At 65.5% G+C, this 14,629-nt stretch carries 16 protein-coding genes; 12 read left to right on the top strand and 4 right to left on the bottom strand.

Features of this window, described 5'->3' with window-relative positions:
• Window positions 1–261: 261 nt before the first annotated feature.
• The 6 genes from CXY80_RS01425 (at window position 262) to CXY80_RS01405 (ending at window position 5,193) form a co-directional block, all read left to right on the top strand.
• Entirely contained in the window at window positions 262–645 is a 384-nt protein-coding gene (locus tag CXY80_RS01425; RefSeq protein ID WP_104131317.1) for a PadR family transcriptional regulator, read from the top strand.
• 98 nt (window positions 646–743) lie between these two features.
• Window positions 744–899, top strand: coding sequence for a hypothetical protein (locus CXY80_RS19320; protein ID WP_158251513.1), 156 nt, complete (start codon window positions 744–746; stop codon window positions 897–899).
• Between the two features lie 33 nt (window positions 900–932).
• Complete coding sequence (locus CXY80_RS01420; RefSeq protein ID WP_104131316.1) at window positions 933–1,202, top strand: hypothetical protein; 270 nt, start codon at window positions 933–935, stop codon at window positions 1,200–1,202.
• Window positions 1,199–1,552 (top strand): zinc ribbon domain-containing protein YjdM, encoded by a 354-nt coding sequence (locus CXY80_RS01415; RefSeq protein WP_146070620.1) that lies wholly within the window; start codon window positions 1,199–1,201, stop codon window positions 1,550–1,552. Before CXY80_RS01420 ends, CXY80_RS01415 begins: the two co-directional genes overlap by 4 nt.
• Before the next feature lie 11 nt (window positions 1,553–1,563).
• Window positions 1,564–2,142: an FHA domain-containing protein gene (locus tag CXY80_RS01410; RefSeq protein WP_233194791.1), complete on the top strand. Its 579-nt coding sequence runs from the start codon at window positions 1,564–1,566 to the stop codon at window positions 2,140–2,142.
• A gap of 108 nt (window positions 2,143–2,250) precedes the next feature.
• Window positions 2,251–5,193 carry an FtsK/SpoIIIE domain-containing protein gene (locus CXY80_RS01405; protein ID WP_104131314.1) on the top strand — a complete coding sequence of 981 codons (2,943 nt, stop codon included), beginning with the start codon at window positions 2,251–2,253 and terminating at the stop codon, window positions 5,191–5,193.
• On the opposite strand, the gene ald is transcribed toward CXY80_RS01405, so the two are convergent.
• Window positions 5,190–6,305: an alanine dehydrogenase gene (gene ald, locus CXY80_RS01400; protein ID WP_092450110.1), complete on the bottom strand. Its 1,116-nt coding sequence runs from the start codon at window positions 6,303–6,305 to the stop codon at window positions 5,190–5,192. The genes CXY80_RS01405 and ald overlap by 4 nt on opposite strands.
• 220 nt (window positions 6,306–6,525) lie before the next feature.
• On the opposite strand from ald, the gene CXY80_RS01395 reads away from it, so the two are divergent.
• The 4 genes from CXY80_RS01395 to CXY80_RS01380 are packed head-to-tail and all read left to right on the top strand — an operon-like array spanning window position 6,526 to window position 10,661.
• A complete protein-coding gene (locus tag CXY80_RS01395; RefSeq protein ID WP_104131313.1) occupies window positions 6,526–7,740 on the top strand; it encodes a PotD/PotF family extracellular solute-binding protein in 1,215 nt (404 codons plus the stop codon).
• Window positions 7,740–8,939, top strand: a complete 1,200-nt coding sequence (locus CXY80_RS01390) for an ABC transporter ATP-binding protein (protein WP_104131312.1) — start codon at window positions 7,740–7,742, stop codon at window positions 8,937–8,939. Before CXY80_RS01395 ends, CXY80_RS01390 begins: the two co-directional genes overlap by 1 nt.
• Window position 8,940: 1 nt before the next feature.
• Window positions 8,941–9,858, top strand: coding sequence for an ABC transporter permease (locus CXY80_RS01385; RefSeq protein WP_092450104.1), 918 nt, complete (start codon window positions 8,941–8,943; stop codon window positions 9,856–9,858).
• On the top strand, window positions 9,855–10,661 hold the full coding sequence (locus CXY80_RS01380; protein WP_233194790.1) for an ABC transporter permease: 807 nt from the start codon (window positions 9,855–9,857) through the stop codon (window positions 10,659–10,661). The genes CXY80_RS01385 and CXY80_RS01380 overlap by 4 nt, the downstream gene beginning before the upstream one ends.
• Here the strand turns inward: CXY80_RS01380 and CXY80_RS01375 are convergent.
• Entirely contained in the window at window positions 10,658–11,101 is a 444-nt protein-coding gene (locus CXY80_RS01375; RefSeq protein WP_255411819.1) for an FAD-dependent oxidoreductase, read from the bottom strand. The genes CXY80_RS01380 and CXY80_RS01375 overlap by 4 nt on opposite strands.
• A 62-nt stretch (window positions 11,102–11,163) precedes the next feature.
• On the opposite strand from CXY80_RS01375, the gene CXY80_RS01370 reads away from it, so the two are divergent.
• On the top strand, window positions 11,164–11,568 hold the full coding sequence (locus CXY80_RS01370; protein ID WP_104131310.1) for an FAD-binding protein: 405 nt from the start codon (window positions 11,164–11,166) through the stop codon (window positions 11,566–11,568).
• Here the strand turns inward: CXY80_RS01370 and CXY80_RS01365 are convergent.
• Window positions 11,559–12,575 carry an asparaginase gene (locus CXY80_RS01365; protein WP_104131309.1) on the bottom strand — a complete coding sequence of 339 codons (1,017 nt, stop codon included), beginning with the start codon at window positions 12,573–12,575 and terminating at the stop codon, window positions 11,559–11,561. The two genes, CXY80_RS01370 and CXY80_RS01365, sit on opposite strands and share 10 nt — an antisense overlap.
• Window positions 12,556–13,923 (bottom strand): 4-aminobutyrate--2-oxoglutarate transaminase, encoded by a 1,368-nt coding sequence (gabT, locus tag CXY80_RS01360; protein ID WP_092450096.1) that lies wholly within the window; start codon window positions 13,921–13,923, stop codon window positions 12,556–12,558. The genes CXY80_RS01365 and gabT overlap by 20 nt, the downstream gene beginning before the upstream one ends.
• Before the next feature lie 93 nt (window positions 13,924–14,016).
• Here gabT and CXY80_RS01355 point away from each other — a divergent pair, with 93 nt between their 5' ends.
• Window positions 14,017–14,496, top strand: a complete 480-nt coding sequence (locus CXY80_RS01355) for an OsmC family protein (RefSeq protein ID WP_104131308.1) — start codon at window positions 14,017–14,019, stop codon at window positions 14,494–14,496.
• The last annotated feature ends 133 nt before the right edge of the window (window positions 14,497–14,629 follow it).

Below are 14,629 nucleotides of genomic sequence, written 5' to 3'. Positions count from 1 at the left end.
CCCACCCGAACCACCAGCCCCACCACCGCCCGACCCCTGGAACATCCCCTGGAACACCCCCTCGAACACCGACTGGAACCTCGACGACTCTAATCCGCCACCGTTCTGACCGCTGAGCGGCGTGACTGACCGTGCTTCGCGGCGGCCTCGGCTTCGGTCTCAACCTCATGCAAGACCGCAAACACATCCGTCCTGCACATGTACATTGCTGGCATGCACCGCTATTATGCATTGCCTACTACCAGTCCTAGGGTAGTAGTCATGACGCCCACACCGAACACGCCGGCCTTGCCGCAAGACGCGCAGTCCTTGCGCGGGGTGCTGCCCATGCTAATCCTGAGCCAACTGCGTCTGGCTGAGTCGTACGGCTATGAACTTGTGGTGCGGCTGCAGAACATTGGGCTCAGCGACCTCTCGACCGGCACGGTCTACCCGGTGTTGTCGCGGCTCGAGCAGGACGGCTCGCTCACCAGTCGCCTGGCGGCGTCCACGGCTGGCCCGGCCCGCAAGTACTACTCACTCAGCCCGGCCGGGGATGCGACTCTTGAGCTGGCGACGGCACGATGGCATGCCCTCATTGCCATCGTGCAGACCGGCCTGACTGCCACCCCCGCAGAAGAACCACTCCGAGAGGATCACAAATAAACACCCAAACCACCGAGACCCGATCCACGTTCGGAGTCTGGCGTCGCCGGGAATCCTACCTGTTCCGACTCGACCTCTGGCTCGAAGAACGCGTGTCCTTGCGCGAACGCCGATCGATTCTGCGGGATATTCGCGACAATATCAAAGCGGATGCCCCAGCCCGCGGCATCGACACTGCGCTCGACTCGCTCGGCTCACCCCGCGCCCTGGCCCGAAGCTTCGCCGAAGACGGCCGCGGCAACCGGCCATCCTAGAATCGGGCAATCTACTGGTTCACCGGCCTGCTGATGCTCTGGTGGACCCTAGCCTTCGTTTACACGGCCGGCATGCTGTCGGCCCTGATCTCCAGCGGAGCGGAGTCGGCCGAGTCCTACTTCCTCGGGCTGCCGGTATCGGCTTTCAACCGTGAGTCCGGAATTGGGATCGGGTGGGAAGCCCTCTCTTTTGTCGCCTACATTCCGCTGATGGTCATGATCATCTCGGCCATTTTCGCCGGGCGGCTCTGGCGCGTGCGGATCGGTCGCCGATATCAGGCCCAGGGCAGTCGCGTATTATGAAACGAGTGAATGAGACCCTGCCCCCGTGCCCTGACTGCTCCAGCGATCTGACCTACGAGATGGGCGCCCTGCTGGTTTGCCCGCTCTGCGCCCACGAATGGTCGAACGAACCGGTTGAAGAAGAGCAGGAAACCGTCGTCAAGGACGCCTTCGGCACCATCCTGACCGACGGCGACACCGTGTCGATCATCAAGGACCTCAAGGTCAAGGGTCAGGCCCTATCGATCAAGGTCGGCACCAAGGTGCGCAACATTCGCTTGGTCGACCCGGTCGACGGCCACGACATCGACTGCAAGGTCGACGGTTTCGGTTTCATGCAGCTCAAGTCCAGCATGGTCAAGAAGGTTTAAGTGAGCCGGTCGTGACGTGTCAGATTTGCGGTGCCTGGCTGCCGGTTGGCGCCATGTTCTGCGGCGAGTGCGGTAGCAGCCGATCGGCCACCGTGGAATCCCGCAAGCGCCCGGATCCGCGCCCGAACGACACGACCATCATCGCGCGCCTCCCGCGCAAGGCCGCGATCATCTCCGTTCCGATTCCCGCACTCGTGCCCGTGCCGGTGCGCGCGGCCGCCGCCGTGACGAACGTTCCGCCCGCAGCATCGACGCTGCCGAGCAGCGCGACCTTCGTTTTGACCTTCAGCACCGGTCAAAAAGTGTCCGTGCAGGGGTCGGGCCTAATCGGGCGCAAGCCCCTGCCGCAACCCGACGAGATCTTTGACGACCTCATTCGGGTAGCGGATGCTGACCGCTCGGTCTCCAAGACTCACCTCGAGTTCGGCCAGCACGACGGCGAATTGTGGGTCAGCGACCGGGTCTCCGGCAATGGCACCGTCATTCGCCGGCCCAGCGAAACGGCCGAGCCGCTCGAACCGGGACGACGCTACGTGCTGCCGCGCGGCACGCGAGTCGAGATCGCCGACCACTCATTCACCGTCGCCTGAACCGTTAGCCGCGGCGGGTCACTCCTCCACCGGTGACCCGGACGCAGATTACGCACGGATGGCTCTCGCACTGCCCACGCGGAGCTGATCCTCTGCTCTGATGGTCCTGTGTCGACCGTTGACGAGAACCTCAGCCTGCCGCCAGCGTCGACCGCGCCGCCACCGGCCGGATTTCCGCTTCTCGCCACAGTGGCGCCACTGGCTGCCGCCGGCCTGATTTGGTCGATCACCGGGTCAGCGTTCGCGCTGATCTTCGCCGTACTCAGCCCGCTCATCGCGGTCGCCAGCATGGTCGACGCGCGGCGCACCGGGCGCAAACGCCGCCGGACCGAAACCGCCGCACAGGCCGAGGCCGTCACGGTGCTTCGGCTGGCGATCACCGAACGCCAGGCCCGCTGGAGGGAGTCCGCCTGGCAGCAGACTCCCTCGGCCAGGGACATCGTGCTCGGCCGTGCCGCTGCCGCGCGCTGGAGGCAAACGGATGCCACGCTCGTCACCCTGGGCTGTGGCCCGGCTCCGAGTGGCATACGGCTGGGCGGGGCGACCTCCCCGAACGACCATCGAGAACTTCGGGACTGGGCCGCGACCATCAAAGACGCTCCGATCGTCGTCGACCTGATGCACGGACTCGGCATCGTGGGTGCTGCGCCCCTTCCCGAAGCCCTGGCTCGGGCGGTGCTCGTACAACTGTGCTTTGCGCTGCCGCCGACCGACGTTGGCTTGGATCTGGACCCCGGCCCCGGGTGGGAGTGGGCAGCCGCGTTTCCACACGACGACGTGTCACCAGCGGCTCGATGCATAGTGCTGCATCAGGCGACGGCGGGAACGCCTGCCCGCACCGCGCGCGATCTCGGCCAAGGGCGACTGTTGGTCGCTGTCGCAACCCGGCTCGACGATCTGCCGCCGGGTTGCGGAACCGTCGTGCGGGTGATCGGTCCCGGCCGAGCGCAGCTGATCCGATCGCCGAATCGGGCGCCGGCCATCGATTTCTTCCCGGAACTGCTGACCCGGGCCGCGGCCGCCGACTTTGCGGTGGCGCTCGCCCGGCAGGCAAGAGATGCCGGCCTCGTCACTTCGGCCGGGGCGATCCCGGTCGGCGTTACCCTAACCGACCTGCTCGCCGTAACCGCCGCCGCCGACCCGTCCTCGGTCACCCCGACCGGCCTGGGTTGCGTGATCGGAGTCGGACCCGCAGGGCCGGTACACATCGATCTGGTGCGAGCCGGACCGCACGCCATCGTGGGCGGCACGACCGGCAGCGGCAAGAGTGAGCTCCTGACGACCTGGGTGGCGTCCCTGGCCGCAGCCCATTCAGCCGACCAGGTGAATTTCTTACTCGTTGACTTCAAGGGCGGTGCCGCGTTTGCGCCCCTCGGCAGGCTTCCGCACTGCGTCGGGCTCATCACCGACCTCGATTCCCAGACTGCTGCCCGCGCCCTGGCCAGTCTGGGGGCCGAACTGCGCTTTCGAGAGCGGATACTCAGCACGGCTGGCGCGCGGGATCTGACCGAACTCGAGCATCCGCTGCCCCGGCTGGTCATCGTTGTCGATGAATTCGCGACCATGCTGGGGGCCTTTCCGGAGCTGCACGCCCTGTTCGTCGACATCGCTGCGCGCGGGCGGTCGCTCGGAGTGCACCTGATTCTGTGCACTCAACGACCGGCCGGGGTGGTGCGTGATGCCCTGATGGCCAACTGCAGTCTGCATCTGTCTCTGCGGGTCAACAACCGGGCTGACAGCCAGGCCCTGGTCGGAACGGATGCTGCGGCCACCTTGGATCCGAATCAACCCGGCCGGTGCGTGATCGCCACCGATACCGCCGAGCCCGTGCTCTGCCAGGTCGCCTCCACCGGAGAAAGCGACATTCTGGAGATTGCGGCGCGTTTCTCTGGCGGCACCGCACCGCGGCGCCCGTGGCTGGATGCGCTTCCGACGCTGGTGACCGAGGCCGATCTGCGCCGGATCGCCGGCGAGGGTGCTCCGGCTCCCGGCTACCCCCTCGGTCTGCTGGACGAACCCGACAGTCAGCGGTACCGGGTGTTCGCCTACGTTCCCGAGCTCGATGGCCACCTGCTCGTCGTGGGCGGGTCCGGCTCGGGCAAGTCCACGCTGCTGTGCCACCTCGCTCGGGTGGCCGAATGTCCGGGTGATGCCCCGGTTGCCGTGGAACGAGTGAGCGCTGATGTCGAGGCGACCTGGGACGCACTGGAACGGGTGAGCGCGCTCATAGAAAGCGGGCAGCAGACCGCAGCGCTGCCGCGACTGTTGCTGCTCGATGACTTCGATTCGGTCTTGGCGCGCTGGCAGCCGGATCATCGACTTGCCGCCGCCGATCTGCTCACCGGGTTGCTGCGCGACGGCCCTGCCGCCGGCGTGCACCTCGTCGTCGCCGTGCAGCGGCTGACCAGCACGGTTCCCGGACTCGCCTCACTCTGCCCGAGTACACTGCTGCTCAAGCTCCCCAGCGTGCAGGATCACCTCGCCGCGGGCGGATTGTCGGCCAACTACCACGCCACCCTGCCGGCCGGCGGGGGAGTCTGGCACAACACCCGCGTGCAACTGCTGGCGCCGTTGCCGTTGCAGCTCACCCCGCTCGCCCGGTCGACCGCACAGCTGCCCGAACACGGCCCGCTGCTCGTCGTATCGTCATCTCCGGCGCGCACCGCCGCGCGACTGCGCGCTGTGCTGGGGGTGCCGGTGGTGGAGTTGGCGGGAACGACCGCGCCGGCAGCATCCGCCCTGATCAGCGTCGAAACCGGTCAAACGGATGCCCCCGGCCGGCTGGTCGTCGTCGGTGACGCCGAAACGTGGCAGGCGCACTGGACCCTGCTGACCCGGCTGCGTGGTCAGACTGCCGGCAGCCGGGCCAGCATCGTCTTCGATCGGTGCGGCCTGTCGGATTTTCGGATGGTCAGCCACAGCCGTCAGTTGCCGCCGCCGCTGGCTCCCGGGCGCGGACGAGTGTGGGTGCTGCACCCCGACGGTGACCTGACCCGGGCGATCCTGCCAGAACCGGACGGCGGCCAAGTGAGCAGCCAAGTGAGCAGCTAGAGGAGCACCTCGGCGAGCGGCCGGTGCGTCATTCCGTGGGCGAGCGCGACCGGGGCGCTGATCAGGCGGCCGCCGAACACGTTGAGTCCCTGCGCCAGCGCGGCATCGGCGCGCAGCGCGTTCAGCCAACCGAGCGTCGCGAGGGCCCGCACATACGGCAGCGTCGCATTCGTCAGGGCATAGGTCGAGGTGTGCGGCACAGCGCCGGGCATATTGGCGACACAGTAGAACAGGGATCGGTGCACGGTGAAGGTGGGGTCGGCGTGAGTGGTCGGATGGCTGTCGGCAAAGCAGCCGCCCTGGTCAACGGCGATGTCCACGAGCACGCTGCCCGATTTCATGCGTGACACCAGCTCGTTGCTGACCAGCTTGGGTGCCTTCGCGCCGGGAATGAGCACCGAACCGATCACCATATCGGCCTCCATGACAGCTTTGTCGATCTCGAAGCTGTTCGAGGCGATGGTCTTGACCCGGCCGAAGTGCAGGGCGTCGATCTCACGCAGCCGAAACAGATTCGTATCGAGCACGGTCACCTCCGCGCCGAGGCCGAGCGACACCTGCATCGCAGCGGTCCCGGCGACACCGCCGCCCAGCACGGCGATCTTGGCCGGATGCGTGCCGGGAACCCCTGGCACCAGCAGGCCGGGGCCACCGTTCGGTTTGAGCATGGCATTGGCACCCACAATGGGTGCGAGTCGACCGGCGACCTCGCTCATGGGCGCGAGCAGCGGAAGCGCGCGGGAGGGCAACTGCACAGTTTCGTAGGCGATCGCGGTGACCTGACTCGCGAGCAGGGCCCGCGTCAGGTCGGGTTCGGCGGCGAGGTGCAGGTAGGTGAACAGCACCAGATCGGCCCGAAAATAGCCGTATTCGCTCGCTACCGGTTCTTTCACCTTGAGCAGGAGGTCGGCGGCCGCCCAGACGCTCGCGGCGTCCGGCAGAATCGTCGCACCGGCCGAGCGATACTGCTCATCGCGGATCGAGGACCCCACCCCGGCACCGGCCTGAACCATCACTTCGTGACCGTGCGACACCAGGTCGTGTACCCCCGCCGGGGTGATCGCGACCCGAAATTCATTATTCTTGATCTCGGTGGGAACTGCGATTCTCATGGTGTTCCTCTCTCGCTCCTGGCCACCACCCTAGTCTCGGTGAACCGACGATTTCGCGGGCGAGTGTTGCAAGTATGTGCTGATTTCGTGACAAATCGGTTCCAAAATCAATGTTTTGAACACTTTTAGGTGTAATTACCGCCGATATGTGCAACTATCGACCAACTCGCAACGTCGTGAGCCTTGACCGTGCGCGTGCCCAGAATGCTAGGAGAACCAGATGAAGTCCAAGCCGCTGCCCGCTGATCCCATGATCCGCCAGCTCATTCGTCAGGCGCAGAACGCGCAACTGGGTCGTCGAACACTGTTGGCCGGGGCCGGTGCCGGGGCCACCGCGCTCGCGCTCGCCGCGTGTTCCTCCGGCGCTACGGCCAAACCCACCGCCGCGGCCGACACTTCGGCCACCGACAAGTCCATCCGCTGGGATAACTGGGCGCTCTATATTGATGTGGACGACGCCGGCAGCTACCCAACGCTTGCGGGGTTCAAAGCTCAGACCGGCATCTCGGTCAAGTACACCGAGGCCGTCGACGACAACAACTCCTACTACGGCAAAGTCAAGGACCAGCTCGCCCTCGGCCAGGACATCGGTGCCGATGTCGCGTGCCTGACCGACTGGATGGTCAGCCGCATGATCCGATTCGGCTACACCCAGGAACTCGATCACGCCAACATTCCTAACCTGGCCAATCTGCTGCCGTCGCTGCAGGACGTCGACTTCGACCCGGGACGGGCCATGAGTGTGCCGTGGCAGGGTGGCTTCGCCGGCCTGGCCTGGAACAAGGAGAAGTATCCCCAGGGACTCAAATCGGTCGAAGACCTCTGGGCGCCCGACCTGAAGGGGCGCGTCGGTGTGCTCTCCGAAATGCGCGACACGATGGGCCTGATCATGCTCGACCAGGGCGTCGACATCTCCGGCGACTGGGGCGAAGACGAGTTCACCGCGGCCATCGACGAATTCAAGAAGCAGGTCGCCGACGGTCAGATACGAAACATCAAGGGCAACTCTTACAAGGAAGACCTCGCCAACGAAGACACCCTCGCCGCCATCGTCTGGTCCGGCGACATCGTGCAGCTCAACGCCGAAAACGGCGACAAATGGGGCTTCATCGTTCCTGAGAAAGGTGGCACCCTCTGGAACGACAACTTCGTTGTGCCGATCGGCTCGCCCGCCAAGAAGAGCGTGGAAGAGCTGATCAACTACTACTACGACCCGGCCGTTGCCGCCGAGGTCGCCGCCTACGTCAACTACATCACCCCGGTCGCCGGTGCCAAGGAAGCCATGATGGCCATCGACCCGGCGTTGGCTGAAGACCCGCTGATCTTTCCCGACGATGCCACCCTCGCCAACGCCTACGTTTTCCGCGGTCTCGACGGCACCGAAGAGCAGACGTTCAACGCCCAGTTCCAAGCGATCCTGCTGGGCGCAGCCTGATGGCCGTCGGTGCGTTCGCCGATCGTGGTGCTGACCTGGAACTGGTCGGCATTGAAAAACGTTTCCCCGGGTTCACCGCCATTGAAAATCTCAACCTCACCATTCCGGCCGGATCGTTCTTCGCGCTGCTGGGCCCCTCCGGCTGCGGAAAAACGACGACCCTCCGCCTCGTCGCCGGACTGGAAGAACCGACCAGCGGCCGCATCCTGATCGGGGGAACGGATGTGACGAATCAGAAATCCTTCCAGCGTCCGGTCAACACCGTGTTCCAGAGCTATGCGCTGTTTCCGCACATGACCGTGCTGGAGAACGTCGCCTTCGGGCTGCGCCGACGCAAAATCGAAGGCCCCGTGGCCAAGGCGCACGAGGCGCTGCTCCTGGTGGAGCTCGACCACCTCGCCCACCGTAAACCGCAGCAGCTGTCCGGCGGGCAGCAGCAGCGCGTGGCGCTGGCCCGCGCGATCGTCAACCGGCCGGCCCTGCTCCTGCTCGATGAGCCGCTCGGCGCCCTCGATCTCAAACTGCGGCGTCAGATGCAGCTCGAGTTGAAAACCATCCAGGAAGAGGTTGGCCTGACCTTTCTGCACGTGACCCACGACCAGGAGGAGGCCATGACCATGGCCGACACCATCGCGGTCATGAACAAGGGCCGAATCGAGCAGATGGGTGAGCCGCAGCAGCTCTACGAACTGCCCAAGACCGCGTTCGTCGCTAACTTTCTCGGCCAGTCCAACCTGTTCACAGGTCCGGTCGTTGGCACCACGAGCACCGCCATCGCCGTCGACGTCTCCGGGCAGAAGATCGTGGTGCCGCTGGAGCGAGCGCACCGAGTGTCGGGCGAAGTCACCATCGGAGTGCGTCCCGAGAAACTCACCTTGCACGCTGAAGCACCGCTCCAGGACCCCGGCCGTAACGTGATGGGCCCCGGCCGGGTCATCGATGTGTCGTTCAGCGGGGTCAGCACGCAGTACCTGGTCGATGTGCCGGGTGTCGGCACCCTGGTGGTATTCGCCCAGAACATGGCTTTCGGCCCGGCCGCGCACGTTGGTGCCACCTGTTGGCTCAGCTGGAACGTCGACCACGGCTTCGGTCTCGACGACGATCCCGCCCAGAGTCCGAGATTCGAAGCCGACCTCGACACCAAGACAATCGCCCAGCAGCGTCGGTCATCGCTGCTCACGGAGCTCGAGGAGGCCTGAGATGGCCTTTGCCGCATTCTCATCCACGACCGCGCCGTCCGCCGATCCGGCCGCCAGGCGCCGCAGCCCGGTAGCCTTGTTTCTGCTGCTGCCGGGCATCCTCTATCTGGTGCTGTTCTTTCTCACCCCGTTGGTGTCGCTGCTGCTGACCTCGTTCCAGGCGCCGCGGGAGTTCGGTGATATCGGCCAGTACGACTACGCCTTCCGCTGGCAGAACTACGTCGAAGTGGTCACGACCTACTGGCCGCACATTGTGCGTTCGTTCAGTTACGCGCTCGCGGCGACGTTCTTCGCGCTGCTGATCAGCTACCCGCTGGCCTACTTCATCGGGGTCAAGGCGCGAAGATGGCCGCTGCTGCAGAGCCTCATGCTCGTTCTCGTGATCGCGCCGTTCTTCATCAGCTTTCTGCTGCGCACCCTGGCCTGGAAGCAGCTGTTCTCGGACGAGTCCTTCGTGGTTCAGTCGCTCAAGGCCCTGTCGCTGCTGGCGCCGGAAGCGCACGTGACCGGCACCGCGTTCTCGGTGATCTTCGGTCTCACCTACAACTTCATCCCGTTCATGACCCTGCCGCTCTACACGACCCTGGAGCGGCTTGACGTGCGCTACCTTGAGGCCGGCAGCGACCTGTACGCGAGCCCGTTCCACGTGTTCCGCAAGGTCACCATCCCGCTGTCGATGCCCGGTATCGTCGCGGGCACGCTGCTCACCTTCATTCCGGCGGCGGGGGACTATATCAACGCCAGCCGGGACTTTCTCGGCGGTACCGGCACCCAGATGATGGGTAACGTGATCGAAGCCAACTTTCTGGTGCTGCAGAACTTTCCCGCCGCTGCGGCCCTGTCGATCATTCTGATGACCGTGATCCTGGTGATCGTAAGCATCTACGTCAAACGATCCGGAACGGAGGAGCTGCTGTGAAAGTCTCCCTCGGCAAATGGTTGCTGCCCGTTTACAGCGCCCTGGCCCTGCTGTTCCTCATGATTCCGATCGGGTACACCTTCGTCTATTCCTTCAACGACTCGCTCAAGTCGAACATCACCTGGCAAGGCTTCACCTTCGACAAGTGGCTGAACGTCTGCAATGTGCAGAACGGAGCCGTCTGCCAGGCCTTCGGCAATAGCCTGTTCATCGGGGCTGTCGCCACCATCGTTGCGACCACGCTCGGCACCATGATCGCGATCGCCATCGTGCGCTACCGGTTCAAGTTTCGATCCCAGACCAGCTTGCTGCTGTTTCTGCCGATGGCGACCCCGGAGGTCGTGCTCGGTGCCGGACTGGCCGCACAGTTCTTGTCGGTCGGGGTGCCGAAGGACATGCTGACGATCATTCTCGCGCACACCATGTTCTGCATCAGTTTCGTGGTGGTCACGGTCAAGGCCCGGGTTGCGAGCCTCGACCCGGCGCTCGAAGAGGCCGGTCGCGACCTCTACGGTTCGGCCGCGCAGGTGTTCGCTCGCATCACCTTTCCGCTGCTGCTGCCGGGTATTCTCGCGGCCGCTCTGCTGTCGTTCGCCCTGTCCTTCGATGACTTCATCATCACGAACTTCAACTCCGGCGCGGTGTCGACCTTTCCGAAATACATCTACATTTCGGCGGCCCGCGGCATCCCGGCTGAGGCCAACGTGCTCGCCTCGGCCGTGTTCATCATTGCCATCGTCGTGGTCGTGACGGTGCAGGTGACGGGAGCGGCCAAGGCGCGGCGCCTGGCCAGGCCCAGCTAGTCGCGAGGGCGCAGGCCTTGGCGGTGGAGCTCCGGCGCCAGCTCGAGCGCCTCGGCCGGGGACAGCCGGCGCGGTGCGGGCAGCGCGCCGCGCGACGTGTGCGCTCCCACTCGGAGTGCATCACCCAGTCGCAGGCCGACCGCCCCGATGGCACCCTGCTCCGGCGCTACCATCGGGCCGAGCGGTAACACCATCGGGAGTGGATGCACCGAGTGCGGCGCCGTGCGGGTCAGCAGGATGCCGCGTTCGACGGCGCATTCCCTGGCCACCCGGAGCTGGCCGTTGGCGAGGTAGCGCAGCCCCCTGTGCTCCAGCTTGGAACTCCACCGTGACGTGCCGAAGGCCAGGTCGTGCGCGTCGACGGCCACGACGGTGAGCCCACGCGTCGCCGCATCGAGGGCCACCCCGGCCCCGGTGACGCCGAGGCCGACGACGAGCAGGTCGATGACCCGGCCGTCAGCCGCTTCGGCCAGTTCGCGCTCGCGGCCGGAATCCCTGCGGGGTGCGCCTGCCGGGCAGCGATCTGCGCGGAGGTTTCCTCCCAGCTCTGCTCGACATCGTCGGCGCCAGCAACGTGACGATCGATGCTGAGGCTCGGGTATGGCACACCGGCGGCAAGTCCACCCCCGATCTGATTCGGCTGCGCTCCGGAGACGGGCACGCTGCCCCGGACGCCATCGTGACTGCGGGCAGTCACGAGCAGGTGGTCGAGATCATCACGCTGTGCTCGCAGCATCGAATAGTCCTGGTTCCGTTCGGCGGCGGCAGCTCGGTGGTCGGCGGCCTGGGCGTGGTCCCGGTCGGTCGGGGCAATGACTTTGCGTGTCAGCTGGGGATCCCCGGCGACGTCGGGCCGGGCGCCCTCAACGTGATTGCGCCCGACCGTTCCGAACCCGGTCAGACGTAGCTGGCGCGAATTTCCCCGGCCGGCCGGCCACCGCCGGTCACGGTGAGTCCGAGCTCGGGCAGTAACTCATCTACATCCGCTCGTTTGATGGCACCGGAGTCGGCGAGCAGACCTACGGCGACGGCCGCTGCGGCGCGCAGGTTACCGTCCAGAATCTTCAGCGCCACGGTGGTGCCGTTTTCGGCGGCGGCCACCATGATGCCCTCGGCACCGCCCTTCACGAACAGGCCGAGCCGGTCGATGACGATGCTGTCGGAGTGCCCGGGGCCGGCCACGACCCACCCGTTGGCACGCACCGCTTCGGCCAGAAAACCGGCCTCACGGTAGATCGCAAACGGCGAGTTGGACTTGCTCGTGGCGATGCGGGCGATGCCGCGGGCCAGGCCGGTAAGCGAAATGGCGTGCACGGGCGCGCCGCAGCCATCAATGCCCGAGACCAGCGGACGTTCGCCGGTGAACCGTTCGAGCACGTCGAGAATGCGTTTTTGCAGCGGATGTTCCGGCTGCAGATAACCCTCGATCGCCCAGCCGTTCTGCTGGCAGGCGACGAGCATCGCCGCGTGCTTGCCCGAGCATTCCATGTATACCGGAGCCTTGCCGGCTCCGAGTCGCACCAGGGCGTCCCGCGCGGCGGAGTCGATCGGCCAGGCGGCCGGGCAGGCGAGCGCCGTTTCGGGTACTCCGGCCCGGCTGAGCAGCCCGCGCACCAGTGCGACGTGTTCTGGCGTACCGATGTGACTCGCGGTCGCGATCGCAGCATCCGCTCCCCGCAGGGCGACACCGCTCGCCATGACCGCGACAGCCTGAAACGGTTTCATCGCCGAGCGCGGAAAGACCGGGCTGGTGACATCGCCGAGGGCACGCAGCACCTCACCGTTGGTACCGAGCACGATCGCCGAACCGGCGTGCCTGGATTCGACGAACCCGCTGCGTTCGACGACGGCGAGTTCGACGGAATCGTTGACCGTGAAGGTTTCAGTGGTCACGTTAGAGTGCGGCGATCGCATCGTCGATCACCGAGAGGGCGTCGATGATGAGAGCATCGGACAGCGCGAGGCTCGGCAGGAACCGCAGCACGTTGCCGTAGGTTCCGGCTGTGAGCAGCAGCACGCCGTGCTGGCTCGCGTAGGCGGAGATGGCGGTCACCGCAGCGGCGTTCGGGACCTTCGTCGTGTCGCCGGTACCGGGCTGCACGAGTTCGATCGCCATCATGGCGCCGCGACCGCGGATCTCGCCGATGATGTCGTACTTGTTCTTCAGTGCGGTCAGGCCAGCGGTGAGGGACTTTTCGATGCGCTGCGCTTCGGCCAGCAGGTTGTTGGCCTCGATCGCGTCGAACACGGCGATCGCCGCAGCACAGGAGACGGGGTTGCCGCCGAAGGTGCCGCCGAGCCCGCCGGGCTGGGAGGCGTCCATGATGTCGGCGCGGCCGGTGACGGCGGCGAGCGGAAAGCCGCCGGCGATGCCCTTGGCGGTGAGCACGAGGTCGGGGATCCAGCCGAAGTGCTCGCTCGCGTAGTACTTGCCGGAGCGGGCCATGCCGCTCTGAATTTCATCGGCGATCATTACGACACCGTTGGCGGTGCACCAGTTCTGGAGCGCGGGCAGGTAGCCGTCCGCTGGCACCATGAAACCGCCCTCGCCCTGAATGGGTTCGACGACCAGGCAGGCCAGATCGGATGCCCCGATCACCTTGTCGAGGTAGGCGATGGTGCGAGCAGCCGCTTCAGCGCCGGACAGACCGTCGTGATACGGGTAGGAGCTCGGGGCGTGGTAGACGTCGCTGGCGAGCGGGCCGTAGCCGGTGGCGTACGGCATGGCCTTGTAATTCATGGCCATGGTCAGCACGGTGCGGCCGTGGTAGGCGTGGTCGAGCACCGCGACGGCACGACGGCCGGTGTACTTGCGGGCGATCTTCACGCCGTTCTCAACGGCTTCCGCGCCGGAGTTGATGAGCACGCTCTTCTTGGCGAAGTCACCGGGAGTGTGCTCGGCGAGCAGCTCGGCGACGCGAACGTACTCTTCGTACGGCGTGACGGTGAACAGGGTATGGATGAAGTCTTGGGACTGTTCGACGGCGGCCGCGACGACACTGGTCTCGGTGTGGCCGATCGTGGTCACACCGATGCCGGCACCGAGGTCGATGAACTGGTTGCCGTCCACGTCGACCAGAATCGCGCCGTTGGCCTTGGCAATGTAGACGGGCAGCATGGAACTGACCCCGTCGGAGACGACCGCCCGACGCCGCTCATGCAACGCCGCCGAGATCGGACCGGGGATGGCCGTGACGATCTTTCGTTCTTGCGTGACAGAGTACGCGGTGGCGGTGGCAGAGTTTGTGAGGGTGTCAGTCATGATTCCCCTACTGTACCTAATAGTGCTGTACCGACCATGGGCGCGGTGTTCCTGAGTTCGCCTGCAAGAATCTTTGAGAGCAAGGGGAGAAGCATGAACGGAGTGCACGAATATGCGGTGCGGGTTGAGTGGACCGGCAATCGCGGCACCGGAACCAGCCACTACAAGGCCTATGGACGTGACCATCTGATTTCACCGGCCGGTCGGGCATCCGCTGAGAAGGTGCCGATTCTGGGCTCGTCCGACTCGACCTTTCACGGTGACAACGACCGGTGGAATCCGGAGGAGCTGCTGCTCGCGGCGCTCAGCCAGTGCCACCTCTTGTCGTATCTGCACGTGGCGGTCCGCAATGGAATCACGGTGACGGCGTATACGGATGCCCCGGTCGGCACCATGGAACAGGTGGCCGGCGGCGGCCACTTCACGGCGGTCACCCTGCGGCCCCGCGTGACTATTACCGACCCCGAACAGGTGGAGTTCGCGCAGTCGCTGCACGCCGAGGCCGCCCTCGCATGCTTCATCGCGGCGTCGGTGAACTTTCCGGTCGGGCACGAGCCGGTCACGGTCGCCTGACGCGTAGTGCGTCGCCGAGCCGTGAGTTTGAGGCGATTTCAGCGCGGCAAAGTCATATGGTCGTAGCAACGCTCTAGTGATTGGAGCGTTTTATGGTCAAGTTGTTTCCGCCGAATACTCGCACTGAGTTCAT

Origin of the sequence: Cryobacterium sp. M91, assembly GCF_002929615.1 — a bacterium.
Taxonomy (GTDB): Bacteria; Actinomycetota; Actinomycetes; order Actinomycetales; family Microbacteriaceae; genus Cryobacterium; species Cryobacterium levicorallinum.
This window is presented reverse-complemented; position numbering and strand designations above follow the sequence as displayed.